The sequence below is a fragment of the Lentibacillus songyuanensis genome (assembly GCF_039548255.1).
GTDB classification, from domain to species: domain Bacteria; phylum Bacillota; class Bacilli; order Bacillales; family Amphibacillaceae; genus Lentibacillus_C; species Lentibacillus_C songyuanensis.
This window is the reverse complement of the sequence record NZ_JBCLVH010000028.1, coordinates 25788-48611: the sequence shown is the minus strand read 5'-3', so window position 1 is coordinate 48611 and position 22824 is coordinate 25788. Positions and strand designations below refer to the sequence as shown.

At 40.5% G+C, this 22824-nt stretch carries 24 protein-coding genes; 14 read left to right on the top strand and 10 right to left on the bottom strand.

What is annotated here, in order from left to right; genetic code table 11:
* Positions 1 to 192: 192 nt before the first annotated feature.
* On the bottom strand, positions 193 to 1419 hold the full coding sequence (locus WMZ97_RS19390) for an HD domain-containing protein (RefSeq protein ID WP_343273744.1): 1227 nt from the start codon (positions 1417 to 1419) through the stop codon (positions 193 to 195).
* 149 nt (positions 1420 to 1568) lie between these two features.
* Between WMZ97_RS19390 and WMZ97_RS19385 the strand changes: the two genes are divergently transcribed.
* On the top strand, positions 1569 to 1766 hold the full coding sequence (locus WMZ97_RS19385; protein WP_343273743.1) for a sporulation YhaL family protein: 198 nt from the start codon (positions 1569 to 1571) through the stop codon (positions 1764 to 1766).
* Positions 1767 to 1810: 44 nt separating this feature from the next.
* Here WMZ97_RS19385 and WMZ97_RS19380 read toward each other — a convergent pair whose 3' ends face one another.
* Positions 1811 to 2716 carry a peptidylprolyl isomerase gene (locus WMZ97_RS19380; RefSeq protein WP_343273742.1) on the bottom strand — a complete coding sequence of 302 codons (906 nt, stop codon included), beginning with the start codon at positions 2714 to 2716 and terminating at the stop codon, positions 1811 to 1813.
* 470 nt (positions 2717 to 3186) lie between these two features.
* On the bottom strand, positions 3187 to 3732 hold the full coding sequence (locus WMZ97_RS19375) for a DUF3267 domain-containing protein (protein WP_343273741.1): 546 nt from the start codon (positions 3730 to 3732) through the stop codon (positions 3187 to 3189).
* A gap of 163 nt (positions 3733 to 3895) precedes the next feature.
* Between WMZ97_RS19375 and WMZ97_RS19370 the strand changes: the two genes are divergently transcribed.
* Positions 3896 to 4231, top strand: a complete 336-nt coding sequence (locus WMZ97_RS19370; RefSeq protein ID WP_343273740.1) for a DUF1878 family protein — start codon at positions 3896 to 3898, stop codon at positions 4229 to 4231.
* A 49-nt stretch (positions 4232 to 4280) separates the two neighbouring features.
* Here the strand turns inward: WMZ97_RS19370 and WMZ97_RS19365 are convergent, their stop codons facing one another.
* Positions 4281 to 4757, bottom strand: a complete 477-nt coding sequence (locus WMZ97_RS19365; RefSeq protein ID WP_343273739.1) for a GbsR/MarR family transcriptional regulator — start codon at positions 4755 to 4757, stop codon at positions 4281 to 4283.
* 518 nt (positions 4758 to 5275) lie between these two features.
* Here WMZ97_RS19365 and WMZ97_RS19360 point away from each other — a divergent pair.
* The 3 genes from WMZ97_RS19360 (at position 5276) to WMZ97_RS19350 (ending at position 8355) form a co-directional block, all read left to right on the top strand.
* Entirely contained in the window at positions 5276 to 6490 is a 1215-nt protein-coding gene (locus WMZ97_RS19360; RefSeq protein ID WP_343273738.1) for a quaternary amine ABC transporter ATP-binding protein, read from the top strand.
* Positions 6483 to 7325 carry an ABC transporter permease gene (locus WMZ97_RS19355; RefSeq protein WP_343273737.1) on the top strand — a complete coding sequence of 281 codons (843 nt, stop codon included), beginning with the start codon at positions 6483 to 6485 and terminating at the stop codon, positions 7323 to 7325. Before WMZ97_RS19360 ends, WMZ97_RS19355 begins: the two co-directional genes overlap by 8 nt.
* Before the next feature lie 79 nt (positions 7326 to 7404).
* Positions 7405 to 8355 (top strand): glycine betaine ABC transporter substrate-binding protein, encoded by a 951-nt coding sequence (locus WMZ97_RS19350; protein WP_343273736.1) that lies wholly within the window; start codon positions 7405 to 7407, stop codon positions 8353 to 8355.
* 200 nt (positions 8356 to 8555) lie between these two features.
* Here the strand turns inward: WMZ97_RS19350 and WMZ97_RS19345 are convergent, their stop codons facing one another.
* Together WMZ97_RS19345 and WMZ97_RS19340 are read right to left on the bottom strand one after the other, a co-directional pair.
* The gene (locus WMZ97_RS19345; RefSeq protein ID WP_343273735.1) at positions 8556 to 8927 is read right to left on the bottom strand and encodes a YtxH domain-containing protein; all 372 of its coding nucleotides are present in this window, start codon (positions 8925 to 8927) and stop codon (positions 8556 to 8558) included.
* 256 nt (positions 8928 to 9183) lie between these two features.
* A complete protein-coding gene (locus WMZ97_RS19340; RefSeq protein WP_343273734.1) occupies positions 9184 to 9615 on the bottom strand; it encodes an HIT family protein in 432 nt (143 codons plus the stop codon).
* A gap of 163 nt (positions 9616 to 9778) precedes the next feature.
* Between WMZ97_RS19340 and WMZ97_RS19335 the strand changes: the two genes are divergently transcribed.
* From WMZ97_RS19335 to WMZ97_RS19325, 3 genes are all read left to right on the top strand, one after another.
* Positions 9779 to 10459, top strand: coding sequence for a hypothetical protein (locus WMZ97_RS19335; RefSeq protein WP_343273733.1), 681 nt, complete (start codon positions 9779 to 9781; stop codon positions 10457 to 10459).
* Positions 10460 to 10984: 525 nt separating this feature from the next.
* Positions 10985 to 11728, top strand: coding sequence for an ABC transporter ATP-binding protein (locus WMZ97_RS19330; protein ID WP_343273732.1), 744 nt, complete (start codon positions 10985 to 10987; stop codon positions 11726 to 11728).
* Positions 11721 to 12932, top strand: a complete 1212-nt coding sequence (locus WMZ97_RS19325; RefSeq protein WP_343273731.1) for an ABC transporter permease — start codon at positions 11721 to 11723, stop codon at positions 12930 to 12932. Before WMZ97_RS19330 ends, WMZ97_RS19325 begins: the two co-directional genes overlap by 8 nt.
* Positions 12933 to 13062: 130 nt before the next feature.
* Here WMZ97_RS19325 and WMZ97_RS19320 read toward each other — a convergent pair whose 3' ends face one another.
* Both WMZ97_RS19320 and WMZ97_RS19315 read right to left on the bottom strand, forming a co-directional pair.
* Positions 13063 to 13893, bottom strand: coding sequence for an ABC transporter ATP-binding protein (locus WMZ97_RS19320; protein ID WP_343273730.1), 831 nt, complete (start codon positions 13891 to 13893; stop codon positions 13063 to 13065).
* Positions 13894 to 14115: 222 nt separating this feature from the next.
* Entirely contained in the window at positions 14116 to 15075 is a 960-nt protein-coding gene (locus WMZ97_RS19315; protein ID WP_343273729.1) for an iron-hydroxamate ABC transporter substrate-binding protein, read from the bottom strand.
* Between the two features lie 114 nt (positions 15076 to 15189).
* Here WMZ97_RS19315 and WMZ97_RS19310 point away from each other — a divergent pair, with 114 nt between their 5' ends.
* From WMZ97_RS19310 to WMZ97_RS19300, 3 genes are read left to right on the top strand one after another with little or no spacing between them, the layout of a single operon-like run.
* On the top strand, positions 15190 to 16206 hold the full coding sequence (locus WMZ97_RS19310) for a FecCD family ABC transporter permease (protein WP_343273748.1): 1017 nt from the start codon (positions 15190 to 15192) through the stop codon (positions 16204 to 16206).
* A complete protein-coding gene (locus tag WMZ97_RS19305; protein ID WP_343273728.1) occupies positions 16203 to 17225 on the top strand; it encodes a FecCD family ABC transporter permease in 1023 nt (340 codons plus the stop codon). The genes WMZ97_RS19310 and WMZ97_RS19305 overlap by 4 nt, the downstream gene beginning before the upstream one ends.
* 18 nt (positions 17226 to 17243) lie before the next feature.
* Positions 17244 to 18260: an NAD(P)/FAD-dependent oxidoreductase gene (locus WMZ97_RS19300; protein ID WP_343273727.1), complete on the top strand. Its 1017-nt coding sequence runs from the start codon at positions 17244 to 17246 to the stop codon at positions 18258 to 18260.
* Positions 18261 to 18364: 104 nt separating this feature from the next.
* Here the strand turns inward: WMZ97_RS19300 and WMZ97_RS19295 are convergent, their stop codons facing one another.
* The gene (locus WMZ97_RS19295; RefSeq protein WP_343273726.1) at positions 18365 to 19543 is read right to left on the bottom strand and encodes a M20 family metallopeptidase; all 1179 of its coding nucleotides are present in this window, start codon (positions 19541 to 19543) and stop codon (positions 18365 to 18367) included.
* Positions 19544 to 19644: 101 nt separating this feature from the next.
* Positions 19645 to 20082, bottom strand: coding sequence for a ferritin-like domain-containing protein (locus WMZ97_RS19290; protein ID WP_343273725.1), 438 nt, complete (start codon positions 20080 to 20082; stop codon positions 19645 to 19647).
* A gap of 116 nt (positions 20083 to 20198) precedes the next feature.
* Here WMZ97_RS19290 and WMZ97_RS19285 point away from each other — a divergent pair, with 116 nt between their 5' ends.
* The 3 genes from WMZ97_RS19285 to WMZ97_RS19275 all read left to right on the top strand — a co-directional run bounded on the left by WMZ97_RS19285 (position 20199) and on the right by WMZ97_RS19275 (position 22807).
* Positions 20199 to 20849 (top strand): phosphatase PAP2 family protein, encoded by a 651-nt coding sequence (locus WMZ97_RS19285; protein ID WP_343273724.1) that lies wholly within the window; start codon positions 20199 to 20201, stop codon positions 20847 to 20849.
* Between the two features lie 155 nt (positions 20850 to 21004).
* Positions 21005 to 21751 carry a cell wall-active antibiotics response protein LiaF gene (gene liaF / locus WMZ97_RS19280; protein WP_343273723.1) on the top strand — a complete coding sequence of 249 codons (747 nt, stop codon included), beginning with the start codon at positions 21005 to 21007 and terminating at the stop codon, positions 21749 to 21751.
* A gap of 21 nt (positions 21752 to 21772) precedes the next feature.
* Positions 21773 to 22807: a sensor histidine kinase gene (locus WMZ97_RS19275; protein ID WP_343273747.1), complete on the top strand. Its 1035-nt coding sequence runs from the start codon at positions 21773 to 21775 to the stop codon at positions 22805 to 22807.
* The last annotated feature ends 17 nt before the right edge of the window (positions 22808 to 22824 follow it).

Here is a 22824-nt window from a genome sequence, read left to right as displayed (position 1 = left end):
CTCCAGCCGCCCGCTAAAAAGCGTAGTGTTTTTCCGTAGTGGCAATTTAATCGCCATCTCATTTTACGTCGCAGTTTTCATCAACTACATATTAAATCCAGTGTAAAAAGTCTAAGTCCATACTGTATTCATTTGTCTTTCATCTATAAGTTTTTCGATATGTCTCAGTCTCGTCTGCTATTTTCCGTCCCACTACTTGATGGTTTCCGTATTTTCATACCTGCTGTCCAGATAATCGACAATATGAATAATATATCCTTCGATGGATTGTGGCGAACGAATACAGGAGCCCCATTCCGGAAGCCCGTGATGACACAAGATACAGTGTGACATTTGATGGATCGATTCCAATCCTATGACAATTTGTTCAGATTCAATGATCTTGGTTAGCAGCAGTACCCCATAAGGAATATGTCCGACCATTGCCCCTAACGCATCCATGGTGATCCCGGTTTGTTTGCGGTTTTCTGTAACGGAATGATCGGCTGTTGGATAAAGAAATTCAAATTCATCAAACGTTTTTCCGGCATGATCATATTCTAGCAATTTTCCAATATCGTGAAATAGAATACTAGTTAAGACGACATTATAGTCTGGCCCCATTTCACGGTATTGCATCATTCCTTGGAGCATGTTGTATAAATGGTCAATGGTGCCTTTCCATACAAACTGCTGGTGCAGGTCATTTGCCTCGAATTGCGACCAGAGTTCGTTCTTGTACGCTTTTTCAACAATATTGATTAGTTTCATCGTTGCTTTAAAATGATTTTCTTCCTGCTTGAGGATATATCTGGCAAACCGCATTAATCCAACAGTATGCTTTAACAATCCGCCCAAATAGTTATGATGGTGCCCTTTGGCGGCAGGACGAATCCGAAATTGATCCCAGAACTGGTTCATTGCTGCAAATGCGATATCCTTATATGGGGATTGTAATTCACCCAGATATGAAAAAAGCTCGACCGTCAATTCTTCTATGCTTTGGCTGGTGTATGCCAGTAATGAGAAAGGGTTGATCGCTTCTTCACACGGCTTTAATTGGTTAACCGTGATCGATTTATGGCCGCGAAATTCATCAACAACACCCTCTATATCAAATACAGAGAAACGCTCTAATAGTGGCTGATATTTTTCAACAGCTCCCTGGTTGTCCCACATTTTTGCATGAACGATACCAGCATTGTTACTAAAGCGTATTTTAAGAAACTGTTTATTTGTTTTGGTAAGCTGGACATGAAAATCATTAAGCAGCACACGAATGGTCACATGGTTACCTTGCACCTCATTTTGCAACTGAAAACGTTCATCTTGATCGGGCATTTTTGGTGGTGGAAATTGGCTGAGAATGTGCTCCCGTTCCATATCTGAAGCATGATAAGCAACTGGAATTAGATCATAAAAGTAGGTTTGCTCAGGCATCTGTATCACTCCAATAACAGGTTATAATCTATTTGTTTAACAGCATCTATTGTAACGCAAAATGGCTGTGTGTGGCATATTTCTTCATGAATAATTGTTCTTGCTTGTACATATATTTATGGTAGATGATGAACAAGGGGGACGAAAAGATGATTGCCGGAGTACCTTGGTGGGTATTTATGATGATTCTTTTTATATTTTTGAGCGGGTATATGGCATTTCGTGCAATGCGGGCGGAGAAGAAATTGGAACATCAATTTATTGAGCGGGAAGGAAATGTCTATATTGAGCGGATGCGTGAAGAACGAAGAAGTAAGGAAGATCGGCGCAATATACAGAATCAATAGAAACGGAGGCAAGTTGTGACTTGCCTCCGCTTTTTGCGATGCTTTTATTTTTTTTCTTTTGTATCGTCTTTTTTGTCCTTGCTATCGTCATCGGTTTTAAACAGGTCTTTGAACTGCTTGTCTTCTACTTTTACATCAGCATCTTTGATTAGTTTGTCAATTTTTGTTTGTGCTTTTTGCGGATCAAGCTTTTCGTTTAGTAAATCGCGTTTAATATCCGATTTTACATCTTTGTATTTGCCAACATCTTCGTCTGACTTTTTCTTGTCGATTACTTTAATGATATGGTAACCGTGTTGTGATTTGACAGGATCACTAACTTCACCTTTTTTCATGCTATAGGCAGCATCCTCAAAGGCTGGATCCATTTTACCAGCAGAGAAGTAACCTAAGTCACCGCCATTTTCAGCTGATGCTTGATCCGTCGAATATTTCTTGGCTAGTTTGGCAAAGTCTCCACCATCATCAAGCTTTTTCTTCACTTCTTTAGCCGTTTTCTCATCGTCAACCAAAATGTGTGATGCTTTAATTTGCTCTTTCATTCGTTCGTAATGCTGTTTGATTTCATCCTCTGAAATATCAACGTCCTCTGATACGGCAGCTTCTTGAAGCAGGCTGAGACGGATCATTTTTCGGAACTCGTCCTCATTTTTAATCCCTTGTTGCTGGAGAGCCATTTCAAATTGGTCACCCAGTTGATCTTTTGCCTTTTTAACTTCCTTGTCTACCTCTTTATCGGAGACATCATATTTGTCCTGTAATACTTCTTCGGTGACCATTTGCTGTAAAGTTTGTTCGCCATACTGATCCTTCAGTTCATTATAAAATTCCTCTTGGGTTATATCACCAGCGTCTGTCTTAACAACAGCTTTTGACGAATCGTTGCTCGAGCATGCGGTTAATCCCACTACACTTGCTGATAATGTGAGAACAATTACTAGCTTTTTCATTGACTTGAACACTCCTAATCTGATTGTCTCCAATTGATTTTGAAACTAATGATAAATATACCACATTTTTAGTCAAAAAAAAAATAGTCCTGACGATAAAATTATAATTTAACTTGATGACTGGCTAGCTTATGATATTGGTGACCTTCACGTAGGACGAAACGAGTAAAATAATGATCATAATATTAATCATGCGGTAAACACGGGATTGCTTGTTTTGGTTCATTTCCATTTTTAGGCAGAAACGGTTGGTTAACGAATTAAAGATCAATAAGATAAAAAGCGCGTAAAGAACGAAAAAGATTATCAATTGTAAGACCCCCTACTATTACAAATACAAATATGTGTTATTCGTTTCCTTCGTCTATAATAATAACTTTATCAAAATATATCCTCCATGAACAGAGAAGATTAACATATAGATAAAAAAAGGATCTGTTTATAAGTACAGATCCTTGGTGAATATCCATTTACTCCTGCGCTTTTATCAAGATAGCAAACCCGCCATTTTCATTTTCAATGACCGCTTGCTTAGGCGCTTTTGTCAGGTGAATAATATATAGAAAATCGGTAAACGATATGCCGATATGAAATGCTGTAATCAACAGAATATACACATCATAGTCAATCAATACGTAGCTTGCAATAATCCCTGGCAAGGTAAGAAAAAAGGTTGGTGCCAATGCAACCAGTACGGATAATTGCTTAGATAATCGAGATGCTGGATAGTATGTCAACGACGGAAGTGCAAATTTTTTTGCTTTTTCATTCATTTTTGCTCGTTTATTGGTTATGATTAGTGGTAAAATATGCATAAACGAATGGATCCCGGGCAATAGAATAAGCAATAGACCAAATGGAATGATACCATTCTTATTCATGTTAGGAGTACCATGGACGATGGATAGTGGGACATAGAGAAAAATAAATGCCACTAATCCGACCAAAAGTGAAATGGAATAAATTCGGGTTAGCCCAAATTCTTTATGAAAATTAATCGTTTTCCAGCAGTTCATTTTTGTCCCTCCTCATGCAATAAAGCCAATTGTTTCTTCCACAATCCATGATGAATAATAGTACGTTTGCGGCTAAAAAGCAATAGGTTTTCTTAAAAAAATTTATTTTATTTTGGCTCTTAATTGATTGGGGTTGTAAGCTTAAAATTTGGAGGCGATACATATGGAAAAAGTAGAAAAACATGATACAGCACACTTTCATTTGCAATTATTATCGAAATTGATTGACATGCGGCAATATCCCTTTATTAAACTGGTTATTAAACATAACATTACGCAAGAAGAATACCGGGAACTACTTGGTCAACTGCACCGTTTAAACGAACAATATGCAATGCAAAAAGAGGAGGGGTTTTTAGATTTTTCCTCGTTGCTGGTACAGTTTGCTGGGATGTTAATCGAAAAACTTGATCCGACAAAAACCATTTTCGCATTAAAAAAAGAAGGGTATTTCCCTTCTCTAATGGATGAATTTATTAAAATTATGAACGATCAGTAAGAAAATCGTTAGGCTCCTCACTTAAAAATACATGATCCTGTTCTATTCCTTACGTGCTTTTCATTTCCTGAAACGCCTTTTCAATTTGTCGATGAAAGTCAATAATCTGCTTTAACTGCGTCTCTAGAGAAACAAGCGTCGAATTGTTTGCTTCTTCCTGAACGGACCCTAGTAATTCTTCTAATGACTCACGTTGATGATTCGTTGCGTCAATCCATTTTGTAATAGAAGCATGCATAAAGGATTTGAACAAATGGGTATTTGCCTGGTACAAATCCTTTCGTACCCCTTTTCTCCATACGCGTGTTACCAGATTTAAATCTACTAAACTGCGCACGCTTGTACTCATGGAGGTCTTGCTCTTCCCTAACGCCTCACTCATTTCATCTAATGTCAACGGATTTTCCTGCAGGTATAAAAAAGCAAACAAACGTGCTTCAGATGAAGATAAGTCAAACATTTCAATGGTCGGTGCAAATTCACTTATGATATTATGTACCATCGTTTCCCTTTGTTGCTTATTCATAAAATCCTCCTAAAACACTGCTATATAAAGCGTACAACAAATACAAAAATATTGAAAACGGATGATTGAATAGTAAATAGAAGCAAATTCATGGAATTAGAAGCATGTGTAATAAAAAAGTGCGTACAGTTTAAACTGTACGAAAAAAACATACAAAATCGGTGAAATTTAAAGTTTGTATTGTATATGCAAAACAGTATATAGTATTAAAGTAAGCAAAAGCCGAAAAGATCTGATGGGATTAGTAAACTATTTGTTATAGCTTACCAGGTACAGCATGGTTACGATTTGATAGAAAAGTAGTAAGACGAATGGCATGCTTTATTGGAAATGGTGATCATGAAAACAAAGCAAAGTCTAAGAGCATCTATTTAACGACGTATGGATTGCTGCTGTCATTTGGAATGACTCGGTATTGCTGAACGCAAAGCAACGGTTTTCATCGAACATTTCTATCAAATGTAGTCCACTATAGATGTTATGGCATAACAGGTAAAATACAAGAGAGGTGAATGGATATGCCGATTATTGAAGTGAAAGATTTAACGAAAATATTTGGTAAGCATCGAAAAAACGCACAAAAACTTTTGGATGAAGGAAAATCCAAAGCAGATATTTTACAAGAAACCGGATGTACTGTAGGAGTGAATCGTGCAACGTTTTCTGTAGAGCCTGGGGAAACGTTTGTGATTATGGGTTTATCCGGTAGTGGTAAGTCTACACTTGTTCGCATGCTAAATCGCTTAATTGAAGCGACATCAGGTGAGGTTTTGCTGGAAGATGAAGATGTTACGAAAATGAATAAGGAACAATTGCGGAATATGCGCAGGAAAAAGATGAGTATGGTCTTTCAAAACTTTGCCCTTCTTCCTCATAAAACGATATTAAGAAATACGGAATATGGATTGGAGATTCAAGGAGTAAGTAAGGAAGAGCGTGAGAAAAAAGCGCGTGAGGCCCTTGAGCTCGTTGGATTGGGGGGGTATTTTGAAAAATATCCGAATGAACTTTCCGGCGGTATGCAACAGCGTGTTGGACTGGCAAGAGCGCTGGCCAATGATCCCGATATCCTGTTAATGGACGAGGCGTTTAGTGCGCTTGACCCATTAATCCGTAAAGATATGCAGGATGAGTTAATGGATTTGCAAGAATCCGTCCATAAAACAATTATTTTTATCACCCATGATCTGAATGAAGCATTACGGATCGGTGACCGGATTGCATTAATGAAAGATGGCAGTATCGTTCAAATTGGCACAGCGGAAGAGATTTTGATGAATCCAGCCAACGACTATGTTGAGCGTTTCGTTGAGGATGTTGATCTTACCAAAGTACTTACCGCAAGCCACATCATGAAGCGACCGGAAACCATTCCGGTTGATAAAGGTGGGAATGTTGCACTGAAACTGATGAAGGACAATGGTATTTCAACCATTTACGTTGTTGATAAGAAACAAAAATTACTTGGCTATGTAACGGCTGATCAAGCCGCAGCGGCTGCTAAAGAAGGCAAGAGTCTTGCAGATGTTTTGGTAGCTGACATACCGACCGTTAAGCCTGATACATTACTTTCTGATTCGTTTGAGCCAATGGCTGATGATAAAGCCCCACTATCCGTTGTTGATGATGATGGAAGACTGGTAGGGATTGTTGTTAGAGGATCTGTTATTGGTGCGCTTGCCGGTAACGATCAAGTGTTGAATGGAAATGAGGAGGTGGAAGTAAATGGATAAAAGTGAAGGTGCACTCTTTCTCAAACTTCCATTAGATGAATGGGTAGAAAAATTTGTTGACATATTGAAAACGTACTTATCAACATTGTTTGATGTGATTTCATCCGTACTTGAATTTATTACAGAGAATTTTGTTTCTTTGCTGGATCTTGTACCTGCATTAGTTCTGATAGTGATCGTTGCACTTTTAGCGTGGTGGCTCGTCAATTGGAAACTCGGGTTGTTTGCACTTATTGGTCTAGGACTTATTAATAACCTTGGCTATTGGACAGAAACGCTGGAGACAGTTTCACTTGTCATCGTTTCTGTTATCATTTCGATGATCATTGGAATTCCGATCGGTATCTGGATGTCGCAAAAAGCTTCTGTCCAGTCGATTATAACGCCTATTCTTGACTTCATGCAGACGATGCCTGCATTTGTTTACTTGATTCCATCTGTTGTATTCTTCAGCCTTGGTATGGTCCCAGGGGTCGTTGCAACCATTGTCTTTTCGATGCCGCCAACCGTCCGAATGGCAAACCTTGGAATCAGGCAGGTAAATGCAGAGTTGATTGAGGCGGCTGATTCATTTGGTTCCACGACGGGACAACGGCTGACAAAGGTTCAAATACCGCTTGCCATGCCGACAATTATGGCAGGTATTAACCAAACGATCATGCTTTCCCTGTCAATGGTTGTTATCGCCTCAATGGTAGGTGCTCCGGGACTTGGAACAGTCGTTTACCGGGCAGTAACACAGGTAGCAATTGGCCCAGGTTTTGAGGGCGGATTATCCCTTGTAATTTTAGCGATGTTACTGGACCGTTTTACACAAGGGCTTAATAGAAAATAGTGTTTTAGAGTTTTCCCGGCAATTAAGCCAAAGACTCTTAACTATATAAAAATCACAAATTAGAAGGGGGAACATTCTTATGTTTAAGAAGTTCAGATTTTTAGGATTAGCTGTAGCGCTTGTCCTTGCTATGACACTCGCAGCATGTGGCGGTGACAAAGAGGATGATTCAAGCGCTGACGACAGCGATAGCGGAGATAGTGGAAGCGGCGAGGAACTTGGGGACAAAGATATTACGATAACATACGTTGCTTGGGCTGGCGCACTTGCTCGTACACCTTTAGTGAAACAGGTGCTTGAAGAAATTGGATATAATGTAAAAGCGACACAGGTTGAAGGTGGAGCGATGTGGACGAGTGTTGCCAATGGTGATGCATCATTCATGACCGCGTCTTGGTTGCCAGCAACACACCAATCGTATTGGGAGAAGTATGAAGATGACGTTGACCCGATTGGTGTTTTCGTAGACAAGGCTCCACTTGCTTTGACGGTTCCTTCGTATATGGATGATGTTAACTCCATTGAAGATCTTAAAGACAACAAAGAACTAGGAGACGCAGTGGATTGGACAATTGTAGGTATCGATCCAGGTGCCGGTATTATGCAGAATACAGAAAAAGCAATCGATGAATACGGTCTGGACAACTGGAAGCTTCAAGAAAGCTCTGAAGCAGCTATGCTTTCTGAACTGAAATCTAAAATGGATAAGAAAGAACCAATCGTGGTACCACTTTGGAAACCACACTGGGCATTTGCTGACCTGGATTTGAAAATGCTGGATGATCCGAAAGAAATCTATGGTGGCGATGGAGACGAAATCGGTGCAATAGGAAGTAAGACATTTAAGGAAGATTCACCTGCAGCATATGAAGCAGTGAAGCGTATCACGGAAGATTACGGTGAGGATATTGAAAATGAATTGCTTGTAGCCATTAACGACGGTGGTGATGAGGAAGAAGTAGCAAAGCAATTCCTTGAGGATAATCCGGATCTTCTTGAAAAGTGGACAGAAGGTTTAGGCAATAAATAATTTGTTGAAAAACGCAGTATGAACTCAACTAGTTTGATGTGCTCCCCTTAAGTAGATTTGAGGGGAGTCTTTTTCATGAAAGGCGCTTTTCACTACATTTTAGGGTTAACGGTAGCAGGTTTTCCGTAGTCGCTAATGGTTTTCATACCTATATGTTAACTAAAAAAGCGGCTGTCTTTTTTAAAAGACAGCCGCTTTTTTTAATATGTTTCTTGTTTACTTTGCATTTTATCCTCAAGATCTTTTAAACTGGACTCGATTTGTTCCAGGTAAAGCTGGATATTTTTCTGATGGGGTTCAACGGATTGTTTCCACTCCTGGACAGAGCTCTTCATATCTTGAGTCAGTTCCTTAATCAATGATGCGCCTTCTTTAGAGGTAGCGGTGATTTGTGCCTTTAACCGCAGTCCATCGCGTTTTAAATCTGCAAACATTTGTTTGTATTCCACACCTTGCTGCTTTGCACGGTCACGTAATTCTTTGCCAGACGATGGGGTGCTAAGCAGTGTAGCTGTGGCACTCACGACGCCTCCAACAACAAATCCTAATAATAATGAACTGCCCCTAGCCATATCATGACGCTCCTTTCAACTATTTATTGTTATGTTTTCCACTTTTGACACGGATTTGAAACGTGTTATTAAAGGGATATGTACATGTTAGTTTTAAAAAATGACTTCTTTTTTATTATTATAAAGCTTTTTGGATAAAAAGTATAAGGAAAAGCTAAAAGAATATGATAAGGTTTGAATACAGTGGCATTTATAGTATTCTGGCGAGAAGGCCTCTGAGATACCTCAGAAGCCTTCTCAAATTAATGTATGTGCATCATGATGAAATGGCTGATCCGATTTCACTGGCAATTCGTTGTAAGTCATCCGAAGAATAATCATCACCATGTGTTGTCCAGCCTAATTGGTAGCCATCTCCTTCTCCGTAACGTGGGATGATGTGAATATGTAAATGAAAGACAGATTGCTCCGCTGGTGTTTCATTGTTATTTAACAGATTCATGCCAATAGGCTGGTAGACCTCTTTAACCGCATTGGCAATCTTTGGGATGCGGGCAAATAATTCACGTGCAACCTCTGGTGGGGTCTCGTAAATATTTTTTGTATGTGTCTTCGGAATTACCAAGGTGTGTCCTTTAGTGATTTGGCTAATGTCCAAGAATGCATAGACATGCTCATCCTCATATACTTTTGCTGAAGGGATGTCACCATTAATGATTTTACAAAAGATACAATCTTCATGTTGCATTGCATTCACTCCTCCTAAACCTTTTCTCTTATTGTATATAGAAACCGTTGAATATGTAAAGTTTTCTGTGTTTTATACGGGCGATGATTTCGCTAAATTGCGATATGAATCGAAAACCATCCAAGGTGAGGAGTATTGATCCAGGGAGTGTAATATCGACCAAATGTTTGGGAAACATCGACCGAGGAAGCGAGGCATCGACCGAATGCTTGGAAACATCGACCGGGGAAGCGGGGCATCAACCGAATGCTTGGAAACATCGACCGGTGAAGCGAGGCATCGCCCGAATGCTTGGAAACATCGACCGAGGAAGCGGGATATCAACCGAATGCTTGGAAACATCGACCGAGGAAGCGAGGCATCGCCCGAATGCTTGGAAACATCGACCGGTGAAGCGAGGCATCGCCCGGAAGCGAAGAAACATCGACCGAGGAAGCGAGGCATCGCCCGGATGCTTGGAAACATCGACCGGGGAAGCGAGGCATCGACCGGAAGCGAAGAAACATCGACCGAGGAAGCGAGGCATCGCCCGGAAGCGAAGAAACATCGACCGAGGAAGCGAGGCATCGCCCGAATGCTTGGAAACATCGACCGGGGAAGCGAGGCATCGCCCGGAAGCGAAGAAACATCGACCGAGGAAGCGAGGCATCGCCCGGAAGCGAAGAAACATCGACCGAGGAAGCGAGGCATCGCCCGGAAGCGAAGAAACATCGACCGAGGAAGCGGGACATCAACCGGAAGCGAAGAAACATCGACCGAGGAAGCGAGGCATCGCCCGGAAGCGAAGAAACATCGACCGAGGAAGCGGGACATCAACCTTACGCGAGCAAACATCGACCTTTAACAATAAACAGGGCTAGCCCGAATTCGGACTAGCCTGTTGTTGAAGAACGGTGTTATATCTAACGTTGGGGACTTTGCGTAATGTTGTTAATGTGCTTTTGGCCAATTAACGTGATTACTAAAAACCTTTTTGTCAGCATCTCAAGGATTCCCTTGGGATGAATCCTGGCAGAAGGGTTTTAATTCATTAGATTATCTTTCACCAACACCTCATTTTTGTGTGTAATTTACAAATTCGAAATTAGCTTCTTCTTCCAACACTAACACCTCATTTGTGTTTGACACGAAAAATTTGTTTCAGTGAAGCAACCCCGTTCTTCAATAACTATTTTGTGCCGATAGTGAGGTTTTATACATCAAGGTGGAAAAATAAATTGTTTAAAATAATCGGGTACAACCATCATTATTGTTGTCGAATTTTCTCGCACGCTTTGCTTTGGCATGGACGCTAATAAATGGTAAAATTTCTTTAGGTGAATGTTATTAAAAATGAGCTCTGTTTGCCCGTGATTGGAGAGGGATTATTGTGGAATCATTGTTGCATATAGAGAAGCTGCATGGAGGATATACACATAAGAATGTCTTACATGGTATTTCATTTGATGTTTATCCCAATGAAATTGTTGGTTTAATCGGTCTTAATGGCGCAGGTAAGAGTACCACGATTAAACATATAATTGGATTAATGCAAGCGAAAAAAGGAACGGTTGCGGTCAATGGGAAAACGTTTCGGGAAAATCCAGAAGTGTATCGCAGTCAAATGGCATATATTCCGGAGATGCCTATTTTATATGATGAACTAACGTTGTACGAGCATTTACGTCTTACTGCAATGGCTTATGATGTGTCGGAAGAATTGTTTGAAAAAAGATTGCATCCACTGTTAAAAGAATTTCGCATGGAAAAAAGGTTAAAGTGGTTTCCAACCCATTTTTCTAAAGGAATGCGGCAGAAAGTAATGATTATGTGTGCATTTTTAATCGAACCGCCCCTGTACATTGTAGACGAGCCATTTGTTGGGCTTGATCCACTCGGAATTCAATCGTATTTGCAACTGATGAATAAAATGAAGAACAATGGCTGTGGTGTCCTGATGTCAACCCATATTTTGGCTACGGCCGAACGATATTGTGACCGGTTCGTTATCCTGCATGAAGGTGAAATTCGTGCGATTGGCACGTTAGAAAAGTTGCAAAAAGATTTTCAAATGCCTGGTGCGACACTTGATGATTTATATGTTCAACTGACAAAGGAAGAAAGCCATGTTTGATGCAAATAAATTGTTTAAACAACGGTTTTCCGAGCATTTAAAAGAGACAGGCCGTTATCTCAAATATATCTTTAATGATCATATGTCAGTAGCGATGCTGTTTTTTATTGCTGCTGCGGCTTATTATTACCAGCAGTGGCTGGCGAATCTTCCGGCTAACTTTCCAACAGCATGGATCATGGGTATTGTCTTTGGCTTATTAGCCAGTTATAACCCGGTTCGAACCTTGCTGCGGGAACCTGATCTCGTGTTCTTAATTGCAGCGGAACATAAGATGGGTGTCTATTTTCGAAATGCGTTAATCTACAGCTTTGTCATTCAACTATATTTGATCTTGCTTACGGGTGCTGTATTTGGGCCATTGTATTTTGCCTCTTTTCCAGAACGAAATGGCAGTACATTCCTTGTAACGATCGTGGTACTGCTGATTTTCAAAATATGGAATCTACTTGCCAACTGGTGGATGCTGAGGGTGAGGGACACCGGAACACGCAGGATTGATCTGTTAGCCCGGACAGTGCTCAATTGTGCTGTGTTTTATTTGTTAATTCATGATAATATGATTCCTGCTGCTATTGCGACTATCCTGTTCATTATTGTGTTCTTATACGATCAACGTATTTCTAACAAGCAAGCTGGTCTTGTTTGGGACGTATTAGTAGAGAAAGATCAGAATCGGATGCAATTCTTTTATCGGATTGCGAATATGTTCACAGATGTTCCTCATTTGAAAAATCGTGTAAAAAAGCGGCAATGGTTGGTAAACCTTGTGGATCGTGTTCCATTCCAACAAAAATTTACGTTTGATTATTTATACCGGATTACCTTTATCAGGAGCGCAGACTATCTGGGGATGTATGTACGGCTAATTGTCATTGGCGGCCTGGTGATCTATTTTGTTCCCAATGACTGGGTGAAAATTATTTTTGCTTTATTATTTTTTTACCTGAGCAGTTTCCAAATGATGACACTATATAACCATCATCGCACAGTTATTTGGCTTGATATTTACCCTGTATCGAATCAGCATCGCAAACAGGCTGTATTAAAATGGTTGTACCAGCTGACGTTTATCCAAACAGTTATCTATGCCGTGCTGTTTTTGTTTATCGGGGAATATCTGGGAGCAGTGATTACATTGGCAGGTGGGATGCTGTTTAATTATCTGTTCATTACCGGGTATGTGAAATCAAAATTGACCTGAATACAGGAAAGAAAGGGATGCAACAAACAAATTTTCCTATTGGTATAATGGGTTTAACAGCGACACCAATACATGAAAAAGACAGTTTTGAGGATAACGTCCAAAAAACTGTCTTTTTCATGTGTGTACACTATAATGCAGTAGGAGTTTGGTTATTTTCTAATTCTTTAAAGATACAATTTCCTTTTCCATGTGGAATGCACATTGGTGTACCAAAAATTGGATCACATGCAATGTTACAACGCATGCGAAAGACATCTGAAACTAATTCACGCGAAATGGTTTCTTCCGGTTTTCCTTGTGCATAGACTTTCTTATCTTTGATCGCGATAATGTGGTGTGCATAACGACTTGCTAAGTTCAAATCATGCAAGACCATCACAATGGTTCGGCTATTTTTTTCATTTAATTCAAACAGAAGATCCAAGACATCGATTTGATGAGCCAAATCCAGGTATGTAGTTGGTTCATCTAAAAGAATAATGTCCGTATCTTGTGCCAGGGTTAAAGCAATCCATGCGCGTTGACGCTGCCCGCCTGATAACGAATCAACTGGTTGGTTCATTAGTTCCTGCATGTTCGTATCTTTTAATGCCTTTTGTACGGCTTCTTCGTCTTCAGTGGACCATTGCTTCATGACCTTACGATATGGATGTCTTCCTTGTTTCACTAATTCATAAACCGTTAAACCCTCTGGACTTGTTGGTGATTGTGGCAGAATAGCCAGGTTCTGTGCAACTTCTTTCGTACGCATTTTTGCAATATCTTGCCCGTTCAGGACAACCGAACCTTGCTTTGGCTTTAATAAACGTGCCAACGAACGTAATAGTGTTGATTTTCCGCAACCATTTGGCCCGATAAATACTGTAATTTCCCCTTTAGGGATGGTAATATCCATTTCATCTATAATAATGCGGTCACCGAACCCAAGTGTTAAATTATTCGCAGCTAAAGATTCCAAAATTAACGCCCCCCTGAGCCGAAAACACGTACATAATGTGTCCTTACCTATATTTTATTGGTTCTGAGTTCATTAGTCAATGATAATTATTTTCAATTAGGAAAACCGCATTGAAAAAAGGGGTGAAACGTTACATCCGGAGAAGGCGCAATCAGCATGAAATCTTATTTTTTTTTACATAAGAAAACTGCCAGGAGTGACTCCCAGCAGTCTGGTGATAAATCATTTGAATAATTCCATAAGTTGATCAATGGTTTGTTCTGAGGCAATCAAGCCATTGTTTGTCCAATTACTTTCGTCTTCCAAATAATAGACCTGATCGTTTTGCACTGCTGGTGTATTTTTCCATACACTACTATTATTTAGTGTTTCTATACCTTTATCGTCTTTATTACCGAGAATAATAACATGATCTGCATCTAATTCAGACAGCTTTTCTAAGGATATCGGATCCCAGGCATCTTTTGCTTTACCTAAGTCTTTCACAAGCGATGGAACGTCAACTCCAAGCTCCGAATAGATCATGTTGGCGGTGTAACGATTTTTTTCAAATAAAAAATATTTTCCCCCTGTTACCCACATCATAGCAATGGTGTCATCGCCAAGTTTCTCCTGAAGTTTTTTATTCGCTTGCTTAACCTTTGCTTCATAATCATCTAAGGCCTGCTTTGCTTCTGCTTCTTTTCCTAAAATTTCTCCAAAAACTTGTAATTGTTTTTTCCAATCTTCCGTTGTTTCCTTCTTCATGACATAGGTTGGTGCAATTGTCGAATATTCTTCGTATGAGCCTTCATAGCTATCTAAACTATTTTCTAATATAATAAGATCAGGGTCATGATGCAGTACTTGTTCCAGTGGCATTGTCCATTCAATACTATCAATATCTTGTAAATCTTTTTCTAAGTAATCTTGTACCGATTTATCAATTGCCCATTTTGCAGCGGGAGTGACTCCCAGCGCAAGTAGTGTATCTTCATGAAAAGGGGCTAATACGCTTTTTGGATTGGCAGGGAGGGTAACGTCACCCATTTGAGAATCCACGGTGATTTCACTGGTTTTTTCGGAAGTATTTTCCGTTGCGTCATTGTTGCCGCTCTCATTATCATTCCCACAAGCAGTTAAAAATAATAACGGGATAAATAGTAAGGTGAACAAGTATTTCTTTTTCATAAATTTGTTCATGTTCGTTTCTCCTTTATGGTATAATTAAAACGCATGATAATGATAATGATAATCACTTGCAATTATAAAGTCAATAATTGATGCTATCACTTTTTGAATTTTAGGAGCTTAATGATGAAAGTATTTACGCGATCTTCCCCATTATCAAAAATGGGTCTAAACCTTATTGGTATTTGTCTGGTTGTATTGTCTATCGGGATCTCTATTTCATATGGTACCACGAATATTGATTTACATAAAATAGGCCAAGCCGTTTTTCAATTTCATTCTGATAATCAATCCCATCAGGTCATTCGTGAGTTACGCATTCCACGGGCGCTAGCTGCCGCATTGGTGGGTGCTTTTTTGGCAGTGTCTGGTGCGCTGATGCAAGGAATGACTCGTAATCCGCTGGCCTCGCCTTCGATTATGGGTGTAACAGATGGCGCTGCTTTTATGTTAGTGATCATGCTTGCGTTTTATCCTGGGGTTTCAAATTTAGGGTTAACCTTCGCGGCGTTTATCGGAGCAGGTGTAGCTGCCACGCTTGTATTTTCCGTTGGTTCTTTTTCCAGCGGTGGGCTGACACCGGTTAAGTTAGCGTTGGCAGGTGTGGCAATTGGGATGCTTTTACGTTCCCTGTCATCTTTGCTTTCCCTGCACTTCCAATTGGAAAAGGATATTGGATTTTGGCTGGCAGGCGGCTTGGATGGCACGGGATGGAATTCCATAAAAGTGCTTCTCATTGTAGGGGTAGTTGGAATGATCATCGCCATATCTGTAGCCAAATCAATTACAGTACTCAGCCTTGGTGATGATTTATCGATTGGGTTAGGACAAAACAATGCACGGATACGGGTGCTAGGCATTGTTGCTGTATTACTATTAACAGGTGGAGCGGTATCTGTAGCAGGGTCAGTTGGATTTGTCGGATTAATCATCCCGCATATTACCCGCTTCATTGTGGGCACGGATTATCGTTGGATTATTCCTACATCAGCTGTATTTGGAGCACTATTGCTCGTTAATGCTGATTTAATAGCACGCATGGTGAATGCGCCCTTTGAGACACCAGTAGGCGCGATAACCTCCATTCTCGGGGTCCCTTTTTTCCTCTATTTAGCTAGGGGCAGTGGGGGTGACAAAAAATGAACAGGTTGGAACAACAAAAAAGGAAACGGTTTTGGCTGATTATCAGCGTATTATTTATTTCGATCATTGGATTCTCGTTTATTAGCCTTTCCATTGGTGTGATTTCGATTTCCCCAGCAGAAGTTATACAGACTTTACTGCAAAATGGTACCAAACAGCAGGAATTAGTTTTATTTGATTTCCGGATGCCTGGTATTATATTAGCGTTATTAATTGGAGCTGGCTTGGCTGTTTCAGGAACAATCATGCAAGGTATTACACAAAATGGGTTGGCAGATCCAGGAATATTAGGAATAAACGCTGGGGCTGGTTGTGCGATTGTTTTGTTCTTGTTTTTCTTTCAGGGAATAATCCCCCAAACAAGTTCGATTTCCACCTTTGCATTGCCATTTGTCGCGCTGATCGGGGCATTTAGTGCGGCAATGCTAATCTATGCTATTGCCTGGAAAAAAGGTGTTGCGCCCATTCGCCTTGTACTTGTGGGCATTGGTGTCAATGCAGCATTCAGCGCGCTGCTGACGATTATGCAGTTGAAGATGGATCCGCAAAATTATCGCCAAGTTACCATTTGGTTATCCGGAGACATTTGGAATGCAAACTGGGGGTTTGTTATCGCACTGTTACCATGGATGCTGATCTTAATCCCTATCGCAATTAAAAAAGCAAAATCCTTAAACGTGTTCCACCTTGGAGATGATGTGGCATCCGGACTTGGTACAGGGGTGGAACGCGAACGAGGGTTATTACTATTGATCGCCGTTGCGCTGGCCGGAGCGGCTGTCGCTGCAGGTGGAGCAATCGCATTTTTAGGCCTTGTTATCCCGCATATTGTCAGGAAGCTGGTAGGCCCACTCCATCAATATGTGATTCCAATTTCGGCATTACTAGGGGCATTGGTCTTAATGGTTGCCGATATGATTGGCAGCAATTTGCTCGCGCCTACCTCGATACCAGTAGGGATTATTGTTGCTATCGTAAGCACACCATACTTTATTTACTTATTGATGAAAACGAATTAGCGGTAATGGAGGGATAGTATGCCAACCAATGAAGAAGTCTACGATGTATCCATAATTGGTGGTGGTTCAGCAGGGCTGTTTGCCGCCTTTTATAGCGGCATGCGAGAAATGAAAACAAAAATAATTGAATATCTGCCATATCTTGGGGGAAAAATTCCTTATTTCTATCCAGATAAAATGATCCGGGATATTGGCGGAATCGCCCAGGCGTCCGGTGACGAGGTAACCGACCAGTTAGTTCAGCAAGCCATGACCTTTGATCCAACAATTGTGTTAGGGGAACAAGTGGTAAGGTTAGAGCAAAGAGATGATCAAACATTTAAGCTCGTTAGCAACAATGGGAATGTGCATTACACGAAAACAGTCATGCTAGCTACGGGATTTGGAATATTAAAATCCGTACGATTACCACATCCACAAGCGGTTGATTATGAAGAAAAAAGCCTTTTTTATACGGTTCGTAAGCTGGCGGACTATCAAGGAAAGCATGTACTCATCTCCGGTGGAGGAAATAGTGCGGTAGATTGGGCGCTTGAGCTGGAACCCATTGCCGCTAGTGTGACCTTAACTCACCGAAGAAATCAATTTAAAGGGTTAGAAAGTAATGTTTCGAAATTAAAAAATTCCCGTGTACGCTTGATGACTCCATATGAAATTGTTGATCTGCATGGTTCGAATGGCCAATTACATACGATACGCCTTCAAGAGGTAGATGGGGAGGACTATCAGGATATCCCCGTCGACCGGGTTGTCGTGAATCATGGATTTCAAATTAATTTGGAGCCGATCACATCATGGGGACTGGAAATGGTGGAGGGAATGATTGCTGTGGATTCCAGTATGCAAACCTCAATTCCTGGCGTGTTTGCAATTGGCGATATTGCCCATTATTCAAATAAATTAGGTCTTATTGCAGGCGCATTTAATGAGGGACCAATTGCAATCAATCATGCTAAAAAGATAGTGGACCCGAAAGACCCTGTGGAACATCTTTTTTCTACTAATTATCGTTCTTTTACCGAAGCAGAGAAGTAATTGGAGGTACATCCCGAATGAAGGTTATCCCTAAATATGGGACAACCTTTTAACCCGCTCTTAACGGGGAGGGAAGTAAAAGCATTGCTGAATGAAGTTTCACCTTAAGCCTGGTGCTGCTCCTGGTACTTCAGGTATACGTCAATGAGTGTCTTTGCGGCAATCGGCATGGCGCCTTCGTTAATATCGAATTTAGGGTGATGATGTGGATATGGGTCATCACCTTTTTGAGCCCCAGTAAAGAAAAATGCTCCTGGCCGTTCCAGCATATAATAGGCGAAATCTTCACCTGCCATTACGGGGGGAACTTCATCACTGGAGACAACATCCGGCAATTCATTTCCAACCTTCAATACCAATTCCACTTCTTCCGGGTGATTGATTAATGGCGGGTAGCCTTTACGATAATTAAATTCGTAAGTCGCCCCACTGGCGATGCAGGCACCTTTAATACTGTTTTCCATTTCTGTGATGATTTGGTCTTGTATAGCCGGGTCAAAGTAGCGAACCGTTCCCAGCAGTTTTGCTTTATCAGCAATAACATTGAATGCCGATCCACCTTCAAATTTCCCCACGGTAATGACCGCAGTCTTCAGAGGGTCAATCCGGCGCGCAACGATTTGCTGGAGTTGAGTGATTAATTGGGAGCCAATGACCAGCGAATCCTTGGTTTCGTGGGGATACGCGCCATGCCCGCCTTTTCCCTGGATCGTGATTTCAAAGCGATCCGCTCCCGCCATGAAAGCAGTTTTTGCAGTTTGTAAAACACCAAATGGGGTCGTTGCCCATAGATGGGTGCCAAAAACGGCGTCAATGCCATCAAGTGCACCAGATTCGATCATTGGTTTTGCTCCACCTGGTGCATATTCTTCCGCATGCTGGTGTAAAAAAATGATTGTACCAGGAAGTTCCTCTTGAAACGCCTGGACAGCTTTTGCCAGTGCCAGTAATTGGGCGGTATGACCATCATGTCCACATGCATGCATCACACCGTCAACGGTTGATTTATATGGCACGTCATTTTCTTCTTGGATTGGCAACGCATCAAAGTCCGCACGCAGGCAAACTGTTTTGCCAGATTTACCGCCTTTTAATGTGGCTATGACACCATTTGCGCCAATATTGGTTTGATACGGTATCCCTAATTCCTTGTAATAGCCAGCAATAAATTTAGCAGTTTCTGTTTCCGCAAATGATAGTTCGGGATGCTGATGTAAATAGCGCCGTATTTTGACCATTTCTGGATAAAGGTCATCTATTGCTTCATGTATGTTTTCCCGCATAATACATTCCTCCTTGCGTGTCATTATGCTTTCATTATAACACGTTCCAGAACAAAAAAAGGATGACCAGTTCAGTCATCCTAAAAAAAGGGGGGTGTAATCTATTCAGATAGTCTTGGATCAGCTAGTAATCGTTCTACTTCCTCTTTATGATGGGTCTCATCAGCAATAATATCTTCCAGCTTAACAACCAGTTCCGTATAGCCCAACGATTCGGCTAATTTTTTTCTTTCTTCATAACGGTCAATGGTATCAGATTCTGCTTTTAATGTAGCTTTCAAAAGTTCTTTTACTTCGATAGGTTGTTCGACTTCCGCCGATTCTGTTGTTGGTGTTCCACCTAAAGCACTAATTTTTTCTGATAAATATGCAGCATGACCCATTTCATCGTTAATTTCGGATTCAAAAAATGGCTTCAATGCAGAACGATATAATCCGGAAACAACAGCAGCACTATACGTATATTGGATGGCGGCACCATATTCATGTGCTAAGTCAACATTTAATCCCTCAATTAATTTCTTTACATCCTCATTCATCTTTTATCCCAACCTTTTCCGTAATTAAGTAAATATCATCTATATATATTAGGTTCCCCGTTAACAATAGTTTAAACATCTATTTTGCGTTAGTATTATTTCAGGAGGTATGGCGAATGAAACATGCAAAACATGTTATCTATATTTTTCCGTTGTTTTTGCTGCTGTTCCTGATAGTTATTTGGGGGATAAAAGCTTATTATGGGATGATTCCTTATATAGATCAATGGACAAATGGATATGTGGAGAATTTAGGTGGTACGACATTCTATACATTTTTTCGCTGGTTGACCGAGCTTGGGTCTGGTACATTTTTGGTTCCTTTTGTGATTGTAATAAGTGTACTGGTTTGGGGCATGCATCGTGATTGGTTTTCCGGTTTGATGGTTATTATCGGAGCATTCTTTTGTTACCTGCTTAATAGTGCCATTAAATTAATTGTTGCCAGAGATCGACCAGAGATATTGCCTGTTGTCGACGCAGAAGGATATAGTTTTCCTTCTGGACATTCCATGCTCTCTGTCGTATGTTATGGCATGTTTCTCTATTTTGTGGTTAGAAAACTGCGAACAGTAATGACACGCATCTTGTGGCAAATTGGTATTACCGTGTTGGTTTTAGGAATCGGAATTAGCCGTTATGTCATCCATGTCCATTATTTAACCGATGTTTTAGCAGGCTTAGGGATGGGATTCTTCTTTTTGACGCTGTGGATTTCTATATACAAATTTATCCAAAAATGCCGCAAAGCAAAAACTCCGTCTTGAGGCTGAGGTGGAACCAATCGCAGGAATGTACAGGTCCTGCATGTATTTTGGTATGATGTGATTAGGGTGATTTGTGAAGCCGTGATAGAAGGCTTTAAAGATTCAAAAACTAAGGGCGCGGGCTTGACTAGCGTGTTCAAAGGGAAGGTGAAAATATGTTTCGTTATATGTTCGCACTTGGATTAATTATCGTTGGTATGATATTGGTTTTGGATAATATTGGCCTGGTGGAGGTACAGATGGATGATTACTGGGGCTTGATTATCCCGGTGCTTTTTATGCTGTTAGGGGTTAAGTTGTTTATCGATGATTTCAAATACAAGGGTGGCAGCTGGATTTTTGGGTCCTTACTGGTAATTTTTGGCGGGCTGTTGCTGTTAGGAGAATTGGCTATCATCAATTTTTCTTTCTCTGATATTACGAAGCTTTGGCCGCTTTTAATCATATACATTGGTTATAGTATCATCAAACCAACTAAAAAAAAGTATGTGCATGGTAAAATAAAAAAAAAGTATGTTCGTGATAACATGTCTTATGGGAAACGGATTTTTTCAGTGGGCGATCATGAATATAAACAATCAAATTGGAAAGTAGAACCAATGAATTTAAAGAATGCAGCGGGGAATTGTTATATGGATTTCACCAAAGCTTTTATTCCGGATAAAGAAATTCCCATTACCATCAATAACTGGGCAGGGGATGTCCAGCTATTATTACCAGAGCATTTGCCTTTTCGGATTGATGCATCTGTAAAAGTTGGCGATATTAATGTACTTGATCAGAAAGTTGATGGTATTAACCGCCATATATTTTATGAATCTAGTGATTATGATGCAGCTGTTCGAAAATTGGATATAAATGTAAAGTTAAAAGCAGGAGACATACGGGTTGATGTGGTATAGGAGGGGAGAGAAGAATCCTTGATGAAACGCCTGAGCAGTATACGATTTAGTTATATTCGTTCCCACTTATATGGGGTATTTTTAATATCGGTAACGCTACTATCATTGTTATTGTCCATTTACGTCTTATTTAAGCCGATATGGCTGGACCCGAAAGGTATTTTTATTTTTGTCTTGTTCATGGTTATCTTAGGATTGATCATTTCGATTTATGTTGGGTTTAAATCCAGCGGCGATATCAAAGAGCGATTGGACTATCTGTCAGTATTAATTACGCAATTTGCTAATGGAAACTATCATTCACGGGTCTATTTTACGGAGAATGACGAGTTTACCAGAATTGCAAATGAATTAAATGATTTTGGGGATAAGCTGCAAAATCAAGTGAAGTCATTGCAGCGCATGGCTGATGAAAAAGCAGATTTTGCAAAGTCCGCTCATAAAGCCGCGGTAATTGAGGAACGGCAGCGGTTGGCCCGAGATCTCCACGATGCGGTTAGTCAGCAATTATTCGCTTTAACGATGATGTCGGAAGCGGCGGTGAAACAACTGGACAAAAAACCAGCCGTCGCCAAAGATCAAATGAAGCAAGTCGCTGCTGCTGCATTACAGGCTCAGACGGAGATGCGGGCATTATTATTACATTTGCGCCCAGTATATCTATCAGGCGAGGCACTTGCATCTGGTGTCAGGAAATTAGTTGTCGAATTAAGACAGAAGAGTACCCTGGATTTTCAGTTAGCAATTGCGGATGATCTAGAGTTAACCGCAACGACGGAAGAGCATGTATTTCGTATTATTCAGGAGGCGCTTTCTAATATATTACGCCATGCCAAAGCAACGAAAGTAACAATCAAACTGACACAGCAAGGAGATGAACTATTTTTGCATGTAGCGGATAATGGTATTGGCTTTGAAATAGAATTAAACAACGAACGAAAAACATCTTATGGATTGCAAACAATGAAGGAGCGAGCCGAAGAACTTGGCGGTACATTTGCCGTTCGTTCCAATCCGGGTGAGGGAACATATATTGATATTCGCATCGCTTGTTAGAAGATTAGAGGGGGGAC

Bases quoted from the DNA above. Each gene is read 5' to 3' on its own strand.
- WMZ97_RS19385 (WP_343273743.1), top strand. From the start codon at position 1,569: ATGATTGCCGGAGTACCTTGGTGGGTATTTATGATGATTCTTTTTATA.
- WMZ97_RS19310 (WP_343273748.1), top strand. From the start codon at position 15,190: ATGAAAGTATTTACGCGATCTTCCCCATTATCAAAAATGGGTCTAAAC.
- WMZ97_RS19285 (WP_343273724.1), top strand. From the start codon at position 20,199: ATGAAACATGCAAAACATGTTATCTATATTTTTCCGTTGTTTTTGCTG.
- WMZ97_RS19295 (WP_343273726.1), bottom strand. From the start codon at position 19,543: ATGCGGGAAAACATACATGAAGCAATAGATGACCTTTATCCAGAAATG.
- WMZ97_RS19325 (WP_343273731.1), top strand. From the start codon at position 11,721: ATGTTTGATGCAAATAAATTGTTTAAACAACGGTTTTCCGAGCATTTA.
- WMZ97_RS19380 (WP_343273742.1), bottom strand. From the start codon at position 2,716: ATGAAAAAGCTAGTAATTGTTCTCACATTATCAGCAAGTGTAGTGGGA.
- WMZ97_RS19360 (WP_343273738.1), top strand. From the start codon at position 5,276: ATGCCGATTATTGAAGTGAAAGATTTAACGAAAATATTTGGTAAGCAT.
- WMZ97_RS19375 (WP_343273741.1), bottom strand. From the start codon at position 3,732: ATGAACTGCTGGAAAACGATTAATTTTCATAAAGAATTTGGGCTAACC.
- WMZ97_RS19370 (WP_343273740.1), top strand. From the start codon at position 3,896: ATGGAAAAAGTAGAAAAACATGATACAGCACACTTTCATTTGCAATTA.
- WMZ97_RS19350 (WP_343273736.1), top strand. From the start codon at position 7,405: ATGTTTAAGAAGTTCAGATTTTTAGGATTAGCTGTAGCGCTTGTCCTT.
- liaF (WP_343273723.1), top strand. From the start codon at position 21,005: ATGTTTCGTTATATGTTCGCACTTGGATTAATTATCGTTGGTATGATA.
- WMZ97_RS19345 (WP_343273735.1), bottom strand. From the start codon at position 8,927: ATGGCTAGGGGCAGTTCATTATTATTAGGATTTGTTGTTGGAGGCGTC.
- WMZ97_RS19290 (WP_343273725.1), bottom strand. From the start codon at position 20,082: ATGAATGAGGATGTAAAGAAATTAATTGAGGGATTAAATGTTGACTTA.
- WMZ97_RS19390 (WP_343273744.1), bottom strand. From the start codon at position 1,419: ATGCCTGAGCAAACCTACTTTTATGATCTAATTCCAGTTGCTTATCAT.
- WMZ97_RS19300 (WP_343273727.1), top strand. From the start codon at position 17,244: ATGCCAACCAATGAAGAAGTCTACGATGTATCCATAATTGGTGGTGGT.
- WMZ97_RS19335 (WP_343273733.1), top strand. From the start codon at position 9,779: ATGTTTGGGAAACATCGACCGAGGAAGCGAGGCATCGACCGAATGCTT.
- WMZ97_RS19340 (WP_343273734.1), bottom strand. From the start codon at position 9,615: ATGCAACATGAAGATTGTATCTTTTGTAAAATCATTAATGGTGACATC.
- WMZ97_RS19355 (WP_343273737.1), top strand. From the start codon at position 6,483: ATGGATAAAAGTGAAGGTGCACTCTTTCTCAAACTTCCATTAGATGAA.
- WMZ97_RS19275 (WP_343273747.1), top strand. From the start codon at position 21,773: ATGAAACGCCTGAGCAGTATACGATTTAGTTATATTCGTTCCCACTTA.
- WMZ97_RS19365 (WP_343273739.1), bottom strand. From the start codon at position 4,757: ATGAATAAGCAACAAAGGGAAACGATGGTACATAATATCATAAGTGAA.
- WMZ97_RS19315 (WP_343273729.1), bottom strand. From the start codon at position 15,075: ATGAACAAATTTATGAAAAAGAAATACTTGTTCACCTTACTATTTATC.
- WMZ97_RS19305 (WP_343273728.1), top strand. From the start codon at position 16,203: ATGAACAGGTTGGAACAACAAAAAAGGAAACGGTTTTGGCTGATTATC.